We start from the raw sequence: 15,862 nt of genomic DNA, 5'->3' as shown, positions 1-15,862 counted from the left end.
CGCCGATCTGACCAGGGAGGATGGTCCCGTGCCACGCGGAGAACTGCGCATCTATCTCGGGGCCGCCCCCGGCGTCGGCAAGACGTACGCCATGTTGGAGGAGGCCCAGCGGCGGGCCGCGCGCGGCACCGACGTGGTGATCGGTTTCGTGGAGACCCACGGCCGCCAACAGACCGCCGGGATGCTCGGCGATCTGGAGCAGGTGCCCCGCCGCACCATGGACTACCGGGGCGCCGAGTTCACCGAGATGGACCTGGACGCGGTGCTGGCCCGCCGGCCCGAGATCGCGATCGTCGACGAGTTGGCGCACACGAACGTGCCCGGTTCCCGGCACGACAAGCGCTGGCAGGACGTCCAGGAGCTGCTGGACGCGGGCATCGACGTGCTGTCCACGGTCAACGTGCAGCACCTGGAGTCGGTGAACGACGTCGTCGCCCAGATCACCGGCACCACCCAGCGGGAGACCGTGCCGGACGAGATCGTCCGCGCCGCCGAGCAGGTCGAGCTCGTCGACATGACCCCGGAGGCGCTGCGCCGGCGGATGGCGCACGGCAACATCTACCGACCCGACAAGATCGACGCCGCGTTGGGCAACTACTTCCGGGTCGGCAACCTCACCGCGCTGCGCGAGCTGGCGCTGCTCTGGCTGGCCGACAAGGTCGACGAGCAGCTCGACCGCTACCGCAGTCAGCAGGGCATCGCGGCCACCTGGGAGGCCCGGGAACGGGTCGTGGTCGCGTTGACCGGTGGCCCGGAGGGCGAGACGCTGATCCGCCGGGCGGCCCGGGTCGCGGCCCGCAGCAAGGGTGCCGACCTGCTCGCCGTGCACGTGGCCCGCAGCGACGGCCTGGCCGGCGCCGACCCGGCCCAACTGGCCCGGCAACGAGTGCTGGTGGAGAGCCTGGGCGGCACGTACCACCAGGTGCTCGGCACCGACGTGCCGGCCGCGCTGCTGGACTTCGCCCAGGGCGTGAACGCCACCCAACTGGTGCTCGGCGCCAGCCGGCGGGGTCGCCTCGCGCAGATCTTCGCCCGAGGCGTCGGGGTGACCACCACCGCGCTCTCCGGCTCGATCGACGTGCACCTGGTCACCCACAAGCAGGCCGGCAAGGGCCGTCGGGCGGCGGCCGTGCCGGCGGCGCTGTCCCGCCGTCGCCGACTGCTCGGCTTCGGCCTGGCGGTGCTGGGCATGCCGCTGCTCACCCTGCTGCTGAAGACCCTGCCCGACCTGACGCTCACCAACGACATCCTGCTGTTCCTCGCCGGGGTCGTCGGGGTCGCGCTTGTCGGCGGGGTGTGGCCGGCCCTGGTCGCCGCGCTCGGCGGGTCGCTGCTGCTCAACTGGTTCTTCACCCCGCCGTACCGGACGCTGACCATCGCCGAGGCGGACAACCTGCTCGCCCTGGCCGTCTTCGTCGGGGTGGCCCTCGCCGTGAGCTGGATCGTCGACGTGGCCGCCCGGCGGACCCGGGAAGCGGCGCGGGCCGCCGCCGACGCGCAGACCCTCGCCGCGGTGGCCGGTGGCGTGCTGCGCGGCGAACGCCCGCTGCCCGCCCTGCTGGACCAGCTCCGGGAGACGTTCGGGTTGCGCGCGGTGAGCGTGCTGGAGCTGGCCGAGGAGGCCAGCGGGCGTCCGGAGCGCGCCCGCGAGGAGCACGCCTGGTGTGTCGTGGCCAGCGTCGGCGACCAGCCGGCGTGCACGCCCGACGGCGGCGAGACGGCGGTACCCGTCGACGAGCGGATCACCGTCGTGCTCAGCGGCCGACGGCTGGAGGCCGCCGACCGGCGGATCGTCGAGGCGTTCGCCGCCCAGGCCGCCGTCGCGCTGCGCCAGGAACGGCTCGCCGAGGAGGCCGCCACCGCCCGGCCCCTCGCGGCCGCGGACCGGATGCGTACCGCGCTGCTCGCCGCGGTCAGCCACGACCTGCGTACGCCCCTCGCCTCGGCGAAGGCGGCGGTGACCAGCCTGCGCAGCCACGACATCGAGTTCGACGAGTCCGACCGCGAGGAGTTGCTGGAGACCGCCGAGGAGTCGCTGGACCGGCTCGCCCGGCTCGTCGGCAACCTGCTGGACATGAGCCGTCTCCAGGCCGGTGTCCTCGGCATTTCCGCGACGGCGATCGGCCTGGAGGACGCCGTACCCCTGGCGCTTGACGAACTTGGCCCGGCGGCCGCGACGGTCGGCACGGACATCCCGGCCGACCTGCCGGCCGCCACCGCCGACCCGGGCCTGCTGGAACGGGTGCTCGTCAACATCATCGCCAACGCCCTGCGCTACAGCCCGCCCGACCAACCGCCCACCATCACCGCCAGCGCGCACGCCGGCCAGGTGGAACTGCGGGTGATCGACCGGGGACCGGGCATCCCGGAGGACCAGTGGGAGCACGTCTTCCTGCCGTTCCAACGCCTCGGTGACCGGGACAACCAGACCGGCGTCGGTCTCGGACTCGCCCTGTCCCGGGGTTTGGCCGAGGCGATGGGTGGCAGCATCACCCCGGAGACCACCCCCGGCGGTGGGCTCACCATGGTGTTGCGGCTGCCAGCCGCCGCCCAGACCAGCTCGGAGGGGCCGCGGGAATGACGCGCATCCTGGTCGTCGACGACGAACCGCAGATCCTGCGTGCCCTGCGGATCAACCTGCGCGCCCGCCGGTACGAGGTGGATGTCGCCGACACCGGGGCCGCCGCGTTGAAGGCCGCCGCCAGCCACCCGCCCGACCTGGTGGTGCTGGACCTCGGCCTGCCCGACATCGACGGCGTGGAGGTGATCCGCGGCCTGCGCGGCTGGACCACCGTGCCGATCATCGTGCTCTCCGGCCGGGCCGGCAGTGAGGACAAGGTCGCCGCCCTCGACGCCGGCGCCGACGACTACGTGACGAAGCCGTTCGGGGTGGAGGAGCTGCTGGCCCGCATCCGTGCCGTCACCCGTCGTCTCGGCGGCCCCAGCGAGGCGGTACCTGCGCTGCGGATCGGCCAACACACCGTCGACCTGGCCGACCACCGCGTGCGGCGCGACGACGGCACCGAGGTCAAGCTGACCCCCATCCAGTGGAGCGTGCTGGAGAAGCTGCTGCGCCACCCCGGCAAGCTGGTCAGCCAGCGTCAGCTCCTCCAGGACGTGTGGGGGCCGGAATACCAGAACGAGACCAACTACCTGCGGCAGTACCTGGCCCAGCTACGGCGCAAGCTGGAGGACGACCCGGCCCGCCCCCGCCACCTCATCACCGAGCCGGGAATGGGCTACCGCTACCGCCCCTGACCCGTTGACACCCGCCGGCAGAGATTGAAGAATTTCGCTAGCAGTGGCAGCGGCGTGCTTCTGTAACCGTCCCCTCCACCGGTTACCCCTCGGGAGTCCCGCCGTGTCCATGCCCCTGTCCCGTCGTCGGCTGCTGACCGCCAGCGGCGCCGGCCTCGTCCTGGCCGGTCTCACCGACCCGTTCCGCGCCGGCCCCGCCCGAGCCGCCGTCACCACCGCCGACCTGGTCGTCTACGGCGCCACCTCCGGCGGGCTGGCCGCCGCGATCACCATGCGCCGACTCGGTCGCACCGCCGTGGTGGTGGAACCCACCAGCCACGTCGGCGGGCTGAGCACCGCCGGGCTGGGCGCCACCGACACCGGCGTCCAGGCGTCCATCGGCGGCCTCGCCGCCGAGTTCTACCGCCGGGTGTACGTGAAGTACCACGGCGGAACCCTCACGCCGACGTCGCCGCTGCGGATGACCTTCGAACCGCGCGTCGCCGCCGCCGTCTTCGCCGAGATGCTGGCCGAGGCGGGCGTGCCGGTGATCGTCGACGCCCGGCTGAGCAGCCTCGGCCGCGCCGGCGACCGGATCACGGAGCTGCGCACCGAGGACGGCTCGATCTACCGGGGCGGGATGTTCGTCGACGCCACCTACGAGGGCGACCTGCTGGCCCTGGCCGGGGTGGGGTTCACCGTCGGGCGGGAGTCCAACGACACCTACGGCGAGACGATCAACGGGGTGCAGTCGCGCAACACCCACCAGTTCGTCTACCCCGTCGACCCGTACGTGACGGCCGGCTCGCCCACCAGCGGTCTGCTGCCGGGTATCTCCGCCACCCCGCTCGCCCCGCAGGGCAGCGCCGACGACCGGATCCAGGCGTACTGCTTCCGGATGTGCCTGACCCAGGCGGCCAACCGGATCCCGTTCGGCAGACCGTCCGGCTACGACCCGATCCGCTACGAGCTGCTGCTGCGTCACATCCAGGCCGGTTACGCCGGGCCGTACTTCACCACGCACTCGGTCGGCGGCGGCAAGACCGACTCCAACAACAACGGCGCCGTGTCGACCGACCACATCGGCTTCAACCACGCGTACCCGACGGCGAGCTGGGCCGTACGGGAGAGCATCGTCGCCGAGCACCGCACCTACCAGCAGGGGCTGATGTGGTTTCTGGCCAACGACCCCCGGCTGCCGGCGTCGGTCCGCGACTCGACGGCCCGCTGGGGGCTGCCGGTGGACGAGTTCACCAGCACTGGCGGCTGGCCACCGCTGCTCTACATCCGCGAGGCCCGCCGGATGGTCTCCGCGTACGTGATGACCGAGGCCGACTGCCGGGGCCGGGTACGCGCCACCGATTCGGTGGGCCTGGCCAGCTACACGATGGACTCGCACAACTGTCAACGGGTGGTGGTCGACGGCAAGGTGCGCAACGAGGGGGACGTGCAGATCGGGGTGCCGGCGCCGTACCCGGTGAGCTACCGGGCGATCGTGCCGCACCGGGCGCAGTGCGCCAACCTGCTGGTGCCGGTCTGCCTCTCGGCGAGCCACATCGCGTACGGCTCGATCCGGATGGAACCCGTGTTCATGATCCTCGGGCAGGCGGCGGCCACCGCCGCGTCGCTGGCGCTCGCCGGAAACCTCGCCGTGCAGGAGGTGCCCGTGCCCACCCTCCAGTCTCGGCTGCGGCAGGACGGCGCGGTGTTGGAGTGGGGCTCGACGAGCGAGGTGATCCTGGACAACGCCGCGAGCAGCGGGATCACCCGGGCCGGCACGTGGCTGCGCAGCACGAGCGTCGGCGGCTTCTACGGCCCGGACTACGAGCACGACGGCAACACCGCCAAGGGCGTCAACCGGCTGCGGTTCCGCCCCACGCTGCCCGCCGCCGGGTCGTGGACGGTGCAGTTGCGCTGGACCGCCAACGCGAACCGGGCGACGAACGTGCCTGTCGACATCGAATACTCCGGCGGGCTGGTCACCCGCACGGTGGACCAGCGGCAGGCCGGCGGCCAGTGGGTGCCGCTGGGCACCTACCCGTTCACGGCGGGCACCGACGGGAGCGTACTGATCCGCACCGAGGACACCGACGGCCACGTGGTCGCGGACGCGGTGCGCTTCGTCCGCGCCTGACTGATCGGACGGGCGACGGTCTTCGGATCCAGCGGCGGCGCCACCAGCAGGGGGTCGACCTGGATCACGTCGATGCCGAGAGGGCGCAGCATGCCGCGCAACGCGGACTCGCACAACTCCTCCCAGTGCTGATCGACGCCCATCGCGGCGGCCAGGAGCTCCGGCCGGGTGAAGGCGATGCCCAGCCGCTGGCCCTGCGGCGAACGGCCGGTCCGCACCGTCCGCACCAGCCGTCCCGGCAGGTCGCGCACCGGAACGGCGTAAATTATCGGGGCCTCGTCCATGGTGGGGCTGGTCCTTTCGAAAGCGGTGGGAGAAGAGGTCATCGGCTGAAACGTTCGAGGTCGTGCGCGAAGCGGCGGATCGTCGCGGCCCGCGCCCAGGACGGCGCGGGCACCGCGACGACCGGCACGGCCGCCCTCGTCACGCAGTACCGGGTGACGTGGCCACGCGACCGGCCGAACCGCCCGCGTTCCGGGCTGCCGACGACCAGCAGGTCGCTTTCCCGGTGCGCATGGTCGACGAGCACCTGCCCGGCGTACCCCTGGGTCGCCACCAAACGGACGGTCACGTCCCGGGGCATGCCGCCGAGCGCCGCGTCGAAGACGCCACGCAGGTAGACCACCGCGGCCCGGTCGCACTCGTCCTGCCAACGCCACGTCAGGGTGCCGGGCCGCCACGTCGGCGCGAAGACCCAGGCACGTACGGCGTCCAGTTGGGCGCCGTCGCGGCGGGCGAGCTGCATCGCGCGGCGCAGGGCCTGCATTCCGGCGAACGACCGGTCGACGCCCACCACGATCCGGCGGTCAACGGCGGGGCGGCTCATGCGGCGGACACCGCCCACGCCGGGGCGTCCTTCCCGGTACGCGGCTCCGCCTGCGTGGTCAGGTCGAGCGCGCGGAGGATGTAGTTGGCCGCGGCCACCTCCACCCCGGCCCGGCGGCGCAGGTCGGCCACGGCCCGGTGCAGCACCGTCCTGCTGTCGGCGGAGAGTCGCACCACGGCGTCGATGTCGGCGGCGATCCACCACGCGTCGACGGCGCAGGGCTCGTGCCGCAGGTACTCCACCAGGTGACTGCCGGGCGCGGACGGCCCCAGCCGGACGCTCACCAGCGCCTCGTGCCGGCGCTCCGGTTCGCCGGAACTGCCGGGCGCATCCGGGCCGCCGTCGGTGTCGCTGCCGGGTGGGAGGTCTCCGCGTTCCCAGCGTGTCATCCGCCAAGGACTCATGGGTCCATCGTCACCACCGTGGGGCGGCGGTGCGCCCGCCGATACGCCGTTTCGACGGGCCACCACCAATTCTTGACGCCGCGTTCACGCGGACGCGTACGCCGGTCAGCTGCCGACGAACTCGACACCCACCAGCCGTTCCGAGACGGTCCACAGCCGTGCGGCGTCACTCGTGTCGTGCGCGGAGCGGTAGACGGCCAGCTCGGTCGGTTTGCCGGTGAACTGCCCCAGCCCGTCCGGGCCGTAGAACCGGCCGCCGCGCGCCTGTGGGCTGGTGGCGGCGTAGAGGGCGGGGAGCAGCCCGGCATCCACCGAGTGCACCAGGATGCCCCAGCGGGCCAGCCGGCTCATGATCGAGTGGTGCAGCGATGGTCGGCTGCGTCCCAGGTTGGGACCGGACGCGTACAGGTTGGTCATGGTGGTGCCCGGATGGGCGACGTTGCTGACGATGCCCCAGCCGCCGGTCCGACTCCGTCGGTCCAGCTCCAAGCCGAAGTGCAGGGTGGCCAGCTTGGACGCGTTGTACGCGCGGATCGCCGCGTACCGGTGGGTGCTCTGCAGGTCGTCCCAGTCGAGCCGGCCGGAGCGGGCGGCGCTGCTCGACATGGTGGTGACCCGGGCGTGGCCGGCCCGCAGCAGCGGCAGCAGCCGCCCGGTCAGCGCGAAGTGCCCGAGGTGGTTGGTGCCGAATTGCAGCTCGAAGCCCTCGGCGGTGGCGTGCCGGGTCGGCGGCGTCATCACGCCGGCATTGTTGATCATGATCTGGATCGGTCGACCCTCGCGGAGCAGCGTGTCGGCCAGCGCGGCCACCGAGTCCAGCGAGGCGAGGTCCAGCTTCCGGGTCGAGACGACCGCACCCGGCGCGGCGGCCCGAATGACGTCCAGCGCGGCGGCGCCCTTGGCCGGGTTGCGGACCGGCAGCACCACCTCGGCCCCGGCGCGCGCCAGCCGCGTGGCCAGGCCGAGGCCCAGGCCGTCGCTGCCGCCGGTCACGACGGCGAGTTTTCCAGTCAGGTCCGGAACGGTCAGGTCGAGCACAACAACTCCCAGGTCGGCGGTGTCCCTCATCGGTCGTGGACAAGCCTGGATCGGTCGCCGACCGCCACCCAGGGTCGTCCTATCCAGGGATCGACGGTCCCCGGCTGTCGCACGGGCCGGCTGTCCGGCGAGTAACGTCCTTGACGATCAAGGACTTTCGGACGAGGAGGCGCGGTGCAGACGACGACGGTGGACATCCCGACCAGCGACGGAGTGGCGGACGCGTCCCTGACCCGGCCGGACGGCAACGGCCCCTTCCCGGCGGTGCTGCTCTTCATGGACGCCTTCGGGCCGCGCCCGCGACTGGTCGAGATGGCGGAACGGATCGCCGCACGCGGTTACCTGGTGGTGACGCCCCACCTGTTCTACCGGGCCGGCCGGGCACCCCTGTTCGACCTGTCCCGACTCGGTGAGCCGGATCAGCGCGGCGCGCTCTTCGAGCAGATCATGCCGCTGGTCGGCGCGTTGACCCCGGAGGTGTTCGACCGGGACACCACCGCGTACCTCGACTTCCTGGCCGCCCGCGACGACGTCCGGCCGGGTCCGGTCGCCATCACCGGCTACTGCCTGGGCGGCACGAACGCGCTGCGGGCCATCGAGGCGCACCCGGACCGCATCACCGCGATCGCCAGCTTCCACGGCGGGTACCTCGTCACCGACGCGCCGGACAGCCCCCACCTGGCCGTCGGCGCGATCACCGGCGAGGTGTACTTCGGGCACGCCGACGCCGACCGGTCGATGACGCCCGACCAGATCGCCGCGCTGGAGAAGGCACTCGACGCGGCCGGCGTGCGCTACCGCTCCGAGGTCTACGAGGGCGCGCACCACGGCTTCACCATGGCCGACACCCCGATGTACGACGAGCAGGCCACCGAGCGCCACTGGGCCGCCCTCTTCGACCTGCTGGACCGCGCCCTGCCCGCGAGCTGACTGACGAGCGCGCCGGTCCGGTCAGCGGCGCAGCAGCACCGGGCCGGCGTCGATGCGGGTGCGGAACAGCGCGTACGGCTTGCGCCGCAGGTCCTTGCCCCGCTGGTACTGCGCCTGCCGGTGCAGCTGGTTGGCGGTGACGTAGAGGTACCCGTCGGTGGCCACCGACATGGTGTCCGGCCAGAGCAGCCGAGGGTCGTGGACCAGGGTCTCGTACTCGCCGTCCGGCAGCCGGCGCAACACCGCGTTGTGCTCGTACGCGGTGAGGTAGAGCCGCCCCGCGTCGTCGCTCTCCAACCCGTCCGAGGCGGTGCCCCGGTCCCCCTCGTCGACGACTGTCGCGGCGACCGCCTCCTGGGTGACGCCCGGGTCGGCCAGCGCCTCGGTGGAGACGCTGTGCAGTCGGCGCGAAGCCAGCGGGCAGTAGTAGAGCCGACTGCCGTCGGCCGAGATGGCGATGCCGTCGGAGCCCATGCTCACCGGTTTCGGCGGGCCGTCCGCCGGCCGTTCGAGGAACGGTCGGCCCTCGACCACCGGCCGGAACGTCGCCAGCGGCTCCGCCTTCGTGGACGGGTGGTCGTGCAGCCGCCGCCAGGAAGCGCCACTGGCCAGGTCGACGACGATGATCCCGTTCGGCCCGGAGTCCGCCGAGTCGGTGATGTACGCGACCCCCGCCTCACCGCGCCGCAGGTCGAACCGGACGTCGTTGAGGTACGTCGTCGGCAGCGCCACGTCCGCCGGAAAGGTGATCACCTGGGCGGCCGTGTCGGTGTCCAGGTCGATCCGGACCAGCTTCGGGCCGCCCGGCTTCGTGGGCTGGAACATCGGGCTCCCGGTGTCCAGCACCCAGAGCCGGTCGGCCGGGTCCACCACGATGCTCTGCACCGACACGAACGCGCCCGCGTCGTCGTCGCCCGACGGGTCGTTCCACGCCTGGTCGGGGTAGGGCACCTCCCGGCCGTCGCGCAGCTCCACGACGGTGGCCGGCACCTCGTCGCCCCATTTCGGGAAGTTGACGAAGATCCGGCCCTGGTGCGAGACGCTCACCCCGGTCGGCATCGGGCCGGTGAAGGTGTGCACCAACTCCAGCTCGCCCACCGGCTCGTCGCCCACCGGCCCGTTCATGACGCCCACCTCACGATGCCCATCGTCTCGCCTCCTGCTCGGTCGGTAGCGCGCTCCGGTGCGGTTGTTCCCGCCCTGCCGTCCGATATTCCTCGGTCAGCTCACCGGCGCGGCGGCGTACGCGGCGGGCAGGCCGGGGACCTCGACGTCCACCGCGAGCAGCGCGCCGTCCTGCGGACCCGCGGCGCTCAACCCGACCCGGGCGGTGCCGATGAAGAGTCGGCGCAGGTCGGGGCCGCCCAGGCAGATGCCGGCGGGCTGCTTCGCCGGCAGCCGGATCTCCCGGTCCAGGGTGCCGTCGGGCCGGTAGCGGCGGACCGCCGAGCCACCCCAGAACGCGACCCAGAGGTGGCCCGCCGCGTCGACGGTCATCCCGTCCGGGCCGCCGTCGTTGGGGGAGAGCCGCAGGAACGGCTCCCGCCCGTGCAGGTCACCGGTGCCCGGGTCGACGGTGAACCTGTCGATCTCGCCGCGCGGTGTGTCGGCCAGGTACATGGTGGTGCCGGTGGCGTCGAACGCCGGCCCGTTCGGAATGGTCAGCCCGGTCACCGCGGGCACCGGTGCTTGGCCCGGGGCCAGCCGGTACAGCGTGCCTTCGCCGGGGACCGCGGCGTACGTCATGCTGCCGGCCCAGAATCGGCCGTGCGGGTCGGCGACCGCGTCGTTCATCCGGGTCGGCTCGGGCGCGTCGCCGACCAGGTCGGCGACCGGTCGGGGGTCGCCGCCGGCGGGCAGCACGGTGACGCCGGTCCCGGCGGCGGCCAGCCAGTCGCCGGGACGGTCGGCTACCGGGGCGACCGCGCCGAGCGGAACGTCGAGGCGGCGCACCTCCCGCAGTGGGGCCGGGGCGTCGCCGTCGGTCTCCAACAGCCGCCCGGCCAGCAGGTCGACGAGGACCAGCCGGTCGTCGACCCAGCGCAGCCCCTCGCCCAGCTCCAGCCGGTCGGTGCTCCAGACGGTCGGCTCGGTCAGCTCCATGGTGCTCCTCCAAGAGATCTCCGGTCGGCGGCGGCCGGTCCGCTTCGGTCGTCGGTGCACCAGCCTGCGCCGGCCGCCGCACCCGTCAGCGGACCGTACCGCCCGGCCCGTGGTCGAGCAGCGACAGCTCGGCTCGGTCGGGCAGGCCCTCCCAGTCACCCCGGGTGGCGACCGCGAACGCGCCGGTGGTGACCGCCCGGTCCAGCCGGGTCGACGCGTCGGCACCGTCGAGCCACCCGGAGAGCAGCCCGGCCACGAACGCGTCGCCCGCGCCGACGGTGTCCACCACCGGCACCGCCCGGGCTGGACGGTGCACCCGGCCGGTGGCGCGGTGGCTGGTCGCCCCGTCGGCGCCGTGCTTGACCACGACCTCGGTCACGCCGGCCGACAGCAGCGCCGCGACCGGGTCGGACGCGTCGGTCAGCACGGCCAACTCGTCGTCGGAGGCGACCACCAGATCGATCGAGGGCAGCAGCGGGCGCAGCGCGTCGGCGGCGTCGGCGACCGACCAGAGCCGTTGCCGGTGGTTGACGTCCAGGCAGACGGTGGTGCCGGCGGCACGGGCGCGCCGCACGGCCGCCACCACCGCCTGGTACGGCTCGACGCCCAGCGCGCAGGTGATGCCGGTGACGTGCAGCAGCCGGGGCGGCGACCCCGGCGCGTCGAAGGCACGTGTCACGTCGGCCGGGCGCAGCCGGGAGCCCGCGGAACCCGCGCGGTGGTAGGTGACCCGGTTGATGTCGGCGACCCGGTTCTCGACGAGGATCAGCCCGGTGGGCGCGGTTGGGTCGATCCGGGACCAGGTCAGGTCGACACCCTCGGCGCGCAGCGTACGGCGGACCAGCTCGCCGGGCTCGTCGGCGCCGGTGACCCCGACCCAGGCGGCCCGGTGGCCGAGCCGGGCCAGCCCGATGGCCACCGTCGACTCGGCCCCGGCGACGGAGATCCCGGCGGTGCCGCCCAGCCGCAGCGGGCCGCTGCTGCGGAAGGCCGCCATCGTCTCGCCGAGCGTGAGCAGGTCGGTCACCGCTGGACCGCCGTGCGGAAGGTGTCCGCGCGCTCGCGCAGCGCCGACAGGTCGCCGCCCCGGACGGCGTCACCCAGCAACGGGGAGCCGACACCCACCGCCACCGCGCCCCGGTCGAGGTACCGTCGCGCGCCGTCCGCGTCGACCCCGCCGACCGGTACGAACGCGGTGCCGGGGAACGGATCCCGCAGCGCGCCGAGGTAGTCGGGTCCGCCGAGGGAGGCCGGGAAGAGCTTGACGGCGGTGGCCCCGGCACTGCCGGCCTGCACCACCTCGGTGGGGGTGAGCGCTCCGGCGAGCACCGGCAGCCCGAGCCGGCCGCCCTCGGCGAGGCTCGGCGCGAGCGCCGGGGTGACCAGGAAACCGGCGCCCGCGTCGGCCGCGGCGCGGGCGTCCTCGGCGCTGAGCACGGTGCCCGCGCCCAGGGCGTAGTCCGCCCCGAGGGCGGTCCGGGCGCGACGGATGATGCCCAGCGCGTCGGCACTTGTCAGGGAGACCTCGACCAGGGCGACGCCGCTCTCGGCCAGGGTGAGTACGGCGGCCAGCGCGGCAGCCGGGTCCGGGCCGCGCACGATGGCCAGCAGCCGGTGGGTACGCAGCTCGTCGAGCAGGTTCATCGCGGTGTCCTCAGTGGATGCGGTGGGCGGAGATGGTGAGTCGCCAGGTGACCTCACCGGCGGGCGGAACGACCACGGCGTCGGCGGGGCCGGCTTCGGCCAGGTCGAAGGCCGCGCCGAGCATCGGTTCGACACCGACGCTGCGGTAGGGGCCGTCGGTCGGCCAGCCGCCCAGGTTGCGCCAGAGGGCGGTGCTGCGGGGCTGGCCCGCGCACTCCAGTTCCAGCGTCAGCCGGTCGTCGCCGTCGATCACCTGGACCCGTGGGCAGTCGAGCAGTACCGCGCCGAGCGCGGTCCCGTCGTCCGGGCCGAGGGTGTCGAGCGTCAGCCCGGCGGGGGACGGCCACTCCCCGGTGAGCCACGGTGAGTCGGCGGGCCAGGTGCCCGGCGGCAGGAGCGCGGCGGCCTCCGGGTACAGCCGGGTCGGTGTGCCGGCGGGCGCGTCGAGGCGGGCCGCGGGGGACAGGTCGAGCAGGGCGTGCGCGGCCCAGACGAACCGGTGACCGGGGTCGGCGGCCAGCCGGTAGTCGGCCACCACCACGCCGCCTTCGTCGGTGATCCGGCGGCTCAGGGTGAACGTCCGCCGCTGGATCACCAGCGTGTCGGGGCCGGCCCGGCGCCAGGGCCGCGACCAGACCTCGCCGTGGTCGGGCTCGCCGCGCACGGTGGGCAGGCACTCCTCCAGCCCGCCGGCGTCAACGAACGCGTCGTCGGCGCGTACCTCGTCTCGGCCGGGGCCGGGGCCGCGCCAGAGCCACTCCCGGCCGCCACCGTGCAGGCTGGTCCACCGGCCGCCGTGCGCCACGTCGTACGCCACGCGCAGCGGCACCGGAGTCGCGCCGGTCACCATTCCGCGAACGACCCGTCGGCGTGCTGCCAGACCGGGTTGCGCCAGGTGTGCGGTGTCTGCGCGGCCTTGCGGACCGCCGCCTCGTCCACGGTGATGCCCAGGCCGGGCCGGTCGAGGCGGGCGATGTGCCCGTCCACGAACCGGAACGGTTCCGGGTCGACCAGGTAGTCCAACAACTCGGAGCCGACGTTGTAGTGGATCCCGATGCTCTGCTCCTGGATCAGGAAGTTCGGCGTCGCGAAGGCCACCTGGAGGCTGGCCGCCAGCGAGATCGGGCCGAGCGGACAGTGCGGGGCGAGCAGCGCGCCGTACGTCTCGGCCAGCGCGGCGATCCGGCGGACCTCGGAGATCCCGCCGGCGTGCGACAGGTCGGGCTGGACCACGGCGACTCCGGCCTGCAACGGGCCGAGGAACTCGGAGCGGCCGTAGAGGCGTTCGCCGGTGGCCACCGGGATCGGTGTGCTGGCGACGATGTCGCGCAGGTGGTGGGCCTGGTCGGGCAGGACCGGCTCCTCCACGAAGAACGGGCGCAGGGGAGCCAGCTCGGGCAGGATCCGGCGTACGGCGGCCAGCCCGGCCCGGCCGTGGAAGTCCAGCGCGATGTCCCGGTCTCCGCCGAGCACCTCGCGGGCGGCGGCGACGCGGCCGACGACCTCGTCCACCTCGGCGGAGGTGGGGATGGGGGAGAGCCGCCCGCACGCGTTCATCTTGACGCCGGTGAGACCGGCGGCGACCTGCGCGGCGGCGGCGTCGGCCACCTCGTCGGGCTCGTCCCCGCCGATCCAGGAGTAGATCCGCACCTTCTCCCGCACCGGGCCGCCGAGGAGCGCGTGCACCGGCGCGCCGTACGCCTGCCCGGCGATGTCCCAGAGCGCCTGGTCGAGGCCGGCGACCGCGCTGGAGAGGATCGGGCCGCCCCGGTAGAAGCCGCCCTTGGTGAGCACCTGCCAGTGCTGCTCGATCCGCAGCGGGTCGGCGCCGATCAGGTATTCGGCGAGCACCTCGACGGCACTGCGCACCACTTCGGCGCGCCCCTCCACCACCGGTTCACCCCACCCGACCAGCCCGTCGTCGGTCTCCACCCGGCAGAACAACCACCGTGGCGCGACCAGGAAGGTCTCGATGCGCTCGATCTTCACTGACTGCCCCTTCGTCCCCGTGCCTTCTCGACGTCGCGGACGGCCTTGTCCAGCAACTCACGCATGGCGGTCTCGGCCGCCGTCTCGTCGCGCTCGCGTAGCGCGTCGACGACGGCACGGTGGCTGGGCACGGGGTCGTCGTGCGCGGCGCCGCCGTGCACCAGGCGGTCGCGTTCGGCGAGCCCGGTCTCCATCACCACCTCCATCCGTTCCAGCAGCTCGTTGTGCGTGGCGGTGAGCAGCGCGCGGTGGAAGGCGAGGTCGGCGGCGACGGCGGCGGCGGGATCACCGTTGGCCTCGGCCATCTCGGCCAGCGCTCGGTCGAGGGCGGCCAGGTCGTCCTCGGTCGCCCGGGTGGCGGCCAGCCGCGCGGCGGCCGGCTCGATGATCGCGCGTACCTCGTGCAGCTTTTCGAGCAGACGCTCGTCGGGGCCCTCGGCGAACTGCCAGCGGATCACGTCGCCGTCGAGCAGGTTCCAGTCGGCGCGGGGCCGGACGAAGGTGCCGCGTTTCTGCCGGGCGTCGACGATGCCCTTGGCCGAGAGGACCTTCAGCGCCTCGCGCAGGGCCGTGAGGCTGACGTCGAACTCCTCCTGAAGGGCGACGATGTTCAGGGTCGCGCCGGCGGGGATCTCACCGGTGAGGATGCGACGGGCGATCGCTTCGACGGTCTGCCCGTGGACGCCGCGGCGTGCGTACTGTGCCAATGCTCCTGGCCTTTTCGCTGGTCGGTATCGATCTCTCAGGCCGAGGCTTTCACCGCTGTCCAGCCACCGTCCACCACGAGGCTCGCGCCGGTGACGTAGGCGGCGTCCGGTGAGGCGAGGAAGGCGACGGTCGCGGCCACCTCGTCCGGGGTGCCGAAGCGTTTCGCCACCGTCTCGGCGACGCTGCGCTCGCGGTCCTCTTCGGACACGTCGGCCCAGGCCGCGGTGAGGATCGGGCCGGGCAGCACGGTGTTGACCCGCACCTGTGGGCCGTACTCCACGGCGAGTTGGCGGCCGAGCGCGACCAGGCCACCCTTGGCCGCGGCGTACGCGGGGCGGCCGGGCAGCCCGACGAGCGCGTGCACCGAGGAGATGAGCACCACCGCGCCGGAGCGGGTCCGCAGGTCGTCCAGGCAGGCGCGCACACCGAGGAACGCGCCGGTGAGGCTGACGCCGAGCTGCTGGTCCCAGGACTGCCGACTGGTCTCGTGGGCCGGGGCGACCCGCACGGCGTACGCGGTGCTGACCAGGATGTCGATCGGGCCGAGGCCGGCGTGTACGGCCGTCACCGCAGCCGCCCAGTCGTGCTCGTCGCTGACATCGGCCACTACGGACAGTGCTCGTCCGCCGCGAGCGGTCAGTTCGTCGGCCAGCGGGGTCGGGTCGTGCACGTCGAGCAGCGCGACCGCCGCACCCTCGGCGGCGAGCCGCCGGGCCGTGGCGGCGCCGATCCCGCCCATAGCGCCGGTGACCAGCGCGTTCATGCCTTCAAGTCGGCGCATAAGCTGATCTACCTGCCCCTCGCCCTGATCTCATCTAATCATTAATTACGAAGATATCTTGACAGCCG

Annotated in this window: 16 protein-coding genes; 4 read left to right on the top strand and 12 right to left on the bottom strand. The window is 73.4% G+C overall.

Features of this window, described 5'->3' with window-relative positions; genetic code table 11:
* The first annotated feature begins 28 nt into the window (after positions 1–28).
* The 3 genes from AB0O48_RS04575 to AB0O48_RS04565 all read left to right on the top strand — a co-directional run bounded on the left by AB0O48_RS04575 (position 29) and on the right by AB0O48_RS04565 (position 5,371).
* Positions 29–2,581 (top strand): DUF4118 domain-containing protein, encoded by a 2,553-nt coding sequence (locus tag AB0O48_RS04575; RefSeq protein WP_365062946.1) that lies wholly within the window; start codon positions 29–31, stop codon positions 2,579–2,581.
* The gene (locus AB0O48_RS04570) at positions 2,578–3,258 is read left to right on the top strand and encodes a response regulator (RefSeq protein ID WP_365062943.1); all 681 of its coding nucleotides are present in this window, start codon (positions 2,578–2,580) and stop codon (positions 3,256–3,258) included. Before AB0O48_RS04575 ends, AB0O48_RS04570 begins: the two co-directional genes overlap by 4 nt.
* 109 nt (positions 3,259–3,367) lie before the next feature.
* On the top strand, positions 3,368–5,371 hold the full coding sequence (locus tag AB0O48_RS04565; protein ID WP_365063271.1) for an FAD-dependent oxidoreductase: 2,004 nt from the start codon (positions 3,368–3,370) through the stop codon (positions 5,369–5,371).
* On the opposite strand, the gene AB0O48_RS04560 is transcribed toward AB0O48_RS04565, so the two are convergent.
* The 4 genes from AB0O48_RS04560 to AB0O48_RS04545 all read right to left on the bottom strand — a co-directional run bounded on the left by AB0O48_RS04560 (position 5,272) and on the right by AB0O48_RS04545 (position 7,669).
* Entirely contained in the window at positions 5,272–5,655 is a 384-nt protein-coding gene (locus AB0O48_RS04560) for an SAV_915 family protein (RefSeq protein WP_357240756.1), read from the bottom strand. The two genes, AB0O48_RS04565 and AB0O48_RS04560, sit on opposite strands and share 100 nt — an antisense overlap.
* Positions 5,656–5,693: 38 nt before the next feature.
* The gene (locus AB0O48_RS04555) at positions 5,694–6,197 is read right to left on the bottom strand and encodes a universal stress protein (RefSeq protein ID WP_365062939.1); all 504 of its coding nucleotides are present in this window, start codon (positions 6,195–6,197) and stop codon (positions 5,694–5,696) included.
* Positions 6,194–6,601 carry a hypothetical protein gene (locus tag AB0O48_RS04550; protein ID WP_365062936.1) on the bottom strand — a complete coding sequence of 136 codons (408 nt, stop codon included), beginning with the start codon at positions 6,599–6,601 and terminating at the stop codon, positions 6,194–6,196. Before AB0O48_RS04550 ends, AB0O48_RS04555 begins: the two co-directional genes overlap by 4 nt.
* A 105-nt stretch (positions 6,602–6,706) precedes the next feature.
* Positions 6,707–7,669 carry an SDR family oxidoreductase gene (locus AB0O48_RS04545; RefSeq protein WP_365062933.1) on the bottom strand — a complete coding sequence of 321 codons (963 nt, stop codon included), beginning with the start codon at positions 7,667–7,669 and terminating at the stop codon, positions 6,707–6,709.
* A gap of 144 nt (positions 7,670–7,813) precedes the next feature.
* Between AB0O48_RS04545 and AB0O48_RS04540 the strand changes: the two genes are divergently transcribed.
* A complete protein-coding gene (locus AB0O48_RS04540; protein WP_365062931.1) occupies positions 7,814–8,569 on the top strand; it encodes a dienelactone hydrolase family protein in 756 nt (251 codons plus the stop codon).
* Between the two features lie 21 nt (positions 8,570–8,590).
* Here the strand turns inward: AB0O48_RS04540 and AB0O48_RS04535 are convergent, their stop codons facing one another.
* From AB0O48_RS04535 to AB0O48_RS04500, 8 genes are all read right to left on the bottom strand, one after another.
* A complete protein-coding gene (locus AB0O48_RS04535; RefSeq protein ID WP_365062928.1) occupies positions 8,591–9,694 on the bottom strand; it encodes an L-dopachrome tautomerase-related protein in 1,104 nt (367 codons plus the stop codon).
* A gap of 96 nt (positions 9,695–9,790) precedes the next feature.
* Positions 9,791–10,672, bottom strand: coding sequence for an SMP-30/gluconolactonase/LRE family protein (locus AB0O48_RS04530; protein ID WP_365062926.1), 882 nt, complete (start codon positions 10,670–10,672; stop codon positions 9,791–9,793).
* Between the two features lie 85 nt (positions 10,673–10,757).
* A complete protein-coding gene (locus AB0O48_RS04525; RefSeq protein ID WP_365062923.1) occupies positions 10,758–11,699 on the bottom strand; it encodes a sugar kinase in 942 nt (313 codons plus the stop codon).
* Positions 11,696–12,316 (bottom strand): bifunctional 4-hydroxy-2-oxoglutarate aldolase/2-dehydro-3-deoxy-phosphogluconate aldolase, encoded by a 621-nt coding sequence (locus AB0O48_RS04520; protein WP_357240780.1) that lies wholly within the window; start codon positions 12,314–12,316, stop codon positions 11,696–11,698. Before AB0O48_RS04520 ends, AB0O48_RS04525 begins: the two co-directional genes overlap by 4 nt.
* Positions 12,317–12,326: 10 nt before the next feature.
* Entirely contained in the window at positions 12,327–13,166 is an 840-nt protein-coding gene (locus tag AB0O48_RS04515) for a hypothetical protein (RefSeq protein WP_357240783.1), read from the bottom strand.
* Positions 13,160–14,305, bottom strand: coding sequence for a galactonate dehydratase (dgoD, locus tag AB0O48_RS04510; RefSeq protein WP_357240786.1), 1,146 nt, complete (start codon positions 14,303–14,305; stop codon positions 13,160–13,162). Before dgoD ends, AB0O48_RS04515 begins: the two co-directional genes overlap by 7 nt.
* Positions 14,302–15,012: an FCD domain-containing protein gene (locus AB0O48_RS04505; RefSeq protein WP_357240789.1), complete on the bottom strand. Its 711-nt coding sequence runs from the start codon at positions 15,010–15,012 to the stop codon at positions 14,302–14,304. The genes dgoD and AB0O48_RS04505 overlap by 4 nt, the downstream gene beginning before the upstream one ends.
* 35 nt (positions 15,013–15,047) lie before the next feature.
* Entirely contained in the window at positions 15,048–15,776 is a 729-nt protein-coding gene (locus tag AB0O48_RS04500) for an SDR family oxidoreductase (protein ID WP_357240792.1), read from the bottom strand.
* Positions 15,777–15,862: the final 86 nt, after the last annotated feature.

Origin of the sequence: Micromonospora sp. NPDC085948, from assembly GCF_040686315.1 — a bacterium.
Taxonomy (GTDB): Bacteria; Actinomycetota; Actinomycetes; order Mycobacteriales; family Micromonosporaceae; genus Micromonospora.
The sequence above is the reverse complement of the archived record's forward strand: the minus strand, read 5'-3'. Positions and strand labels throughout refer to the sequence as shown.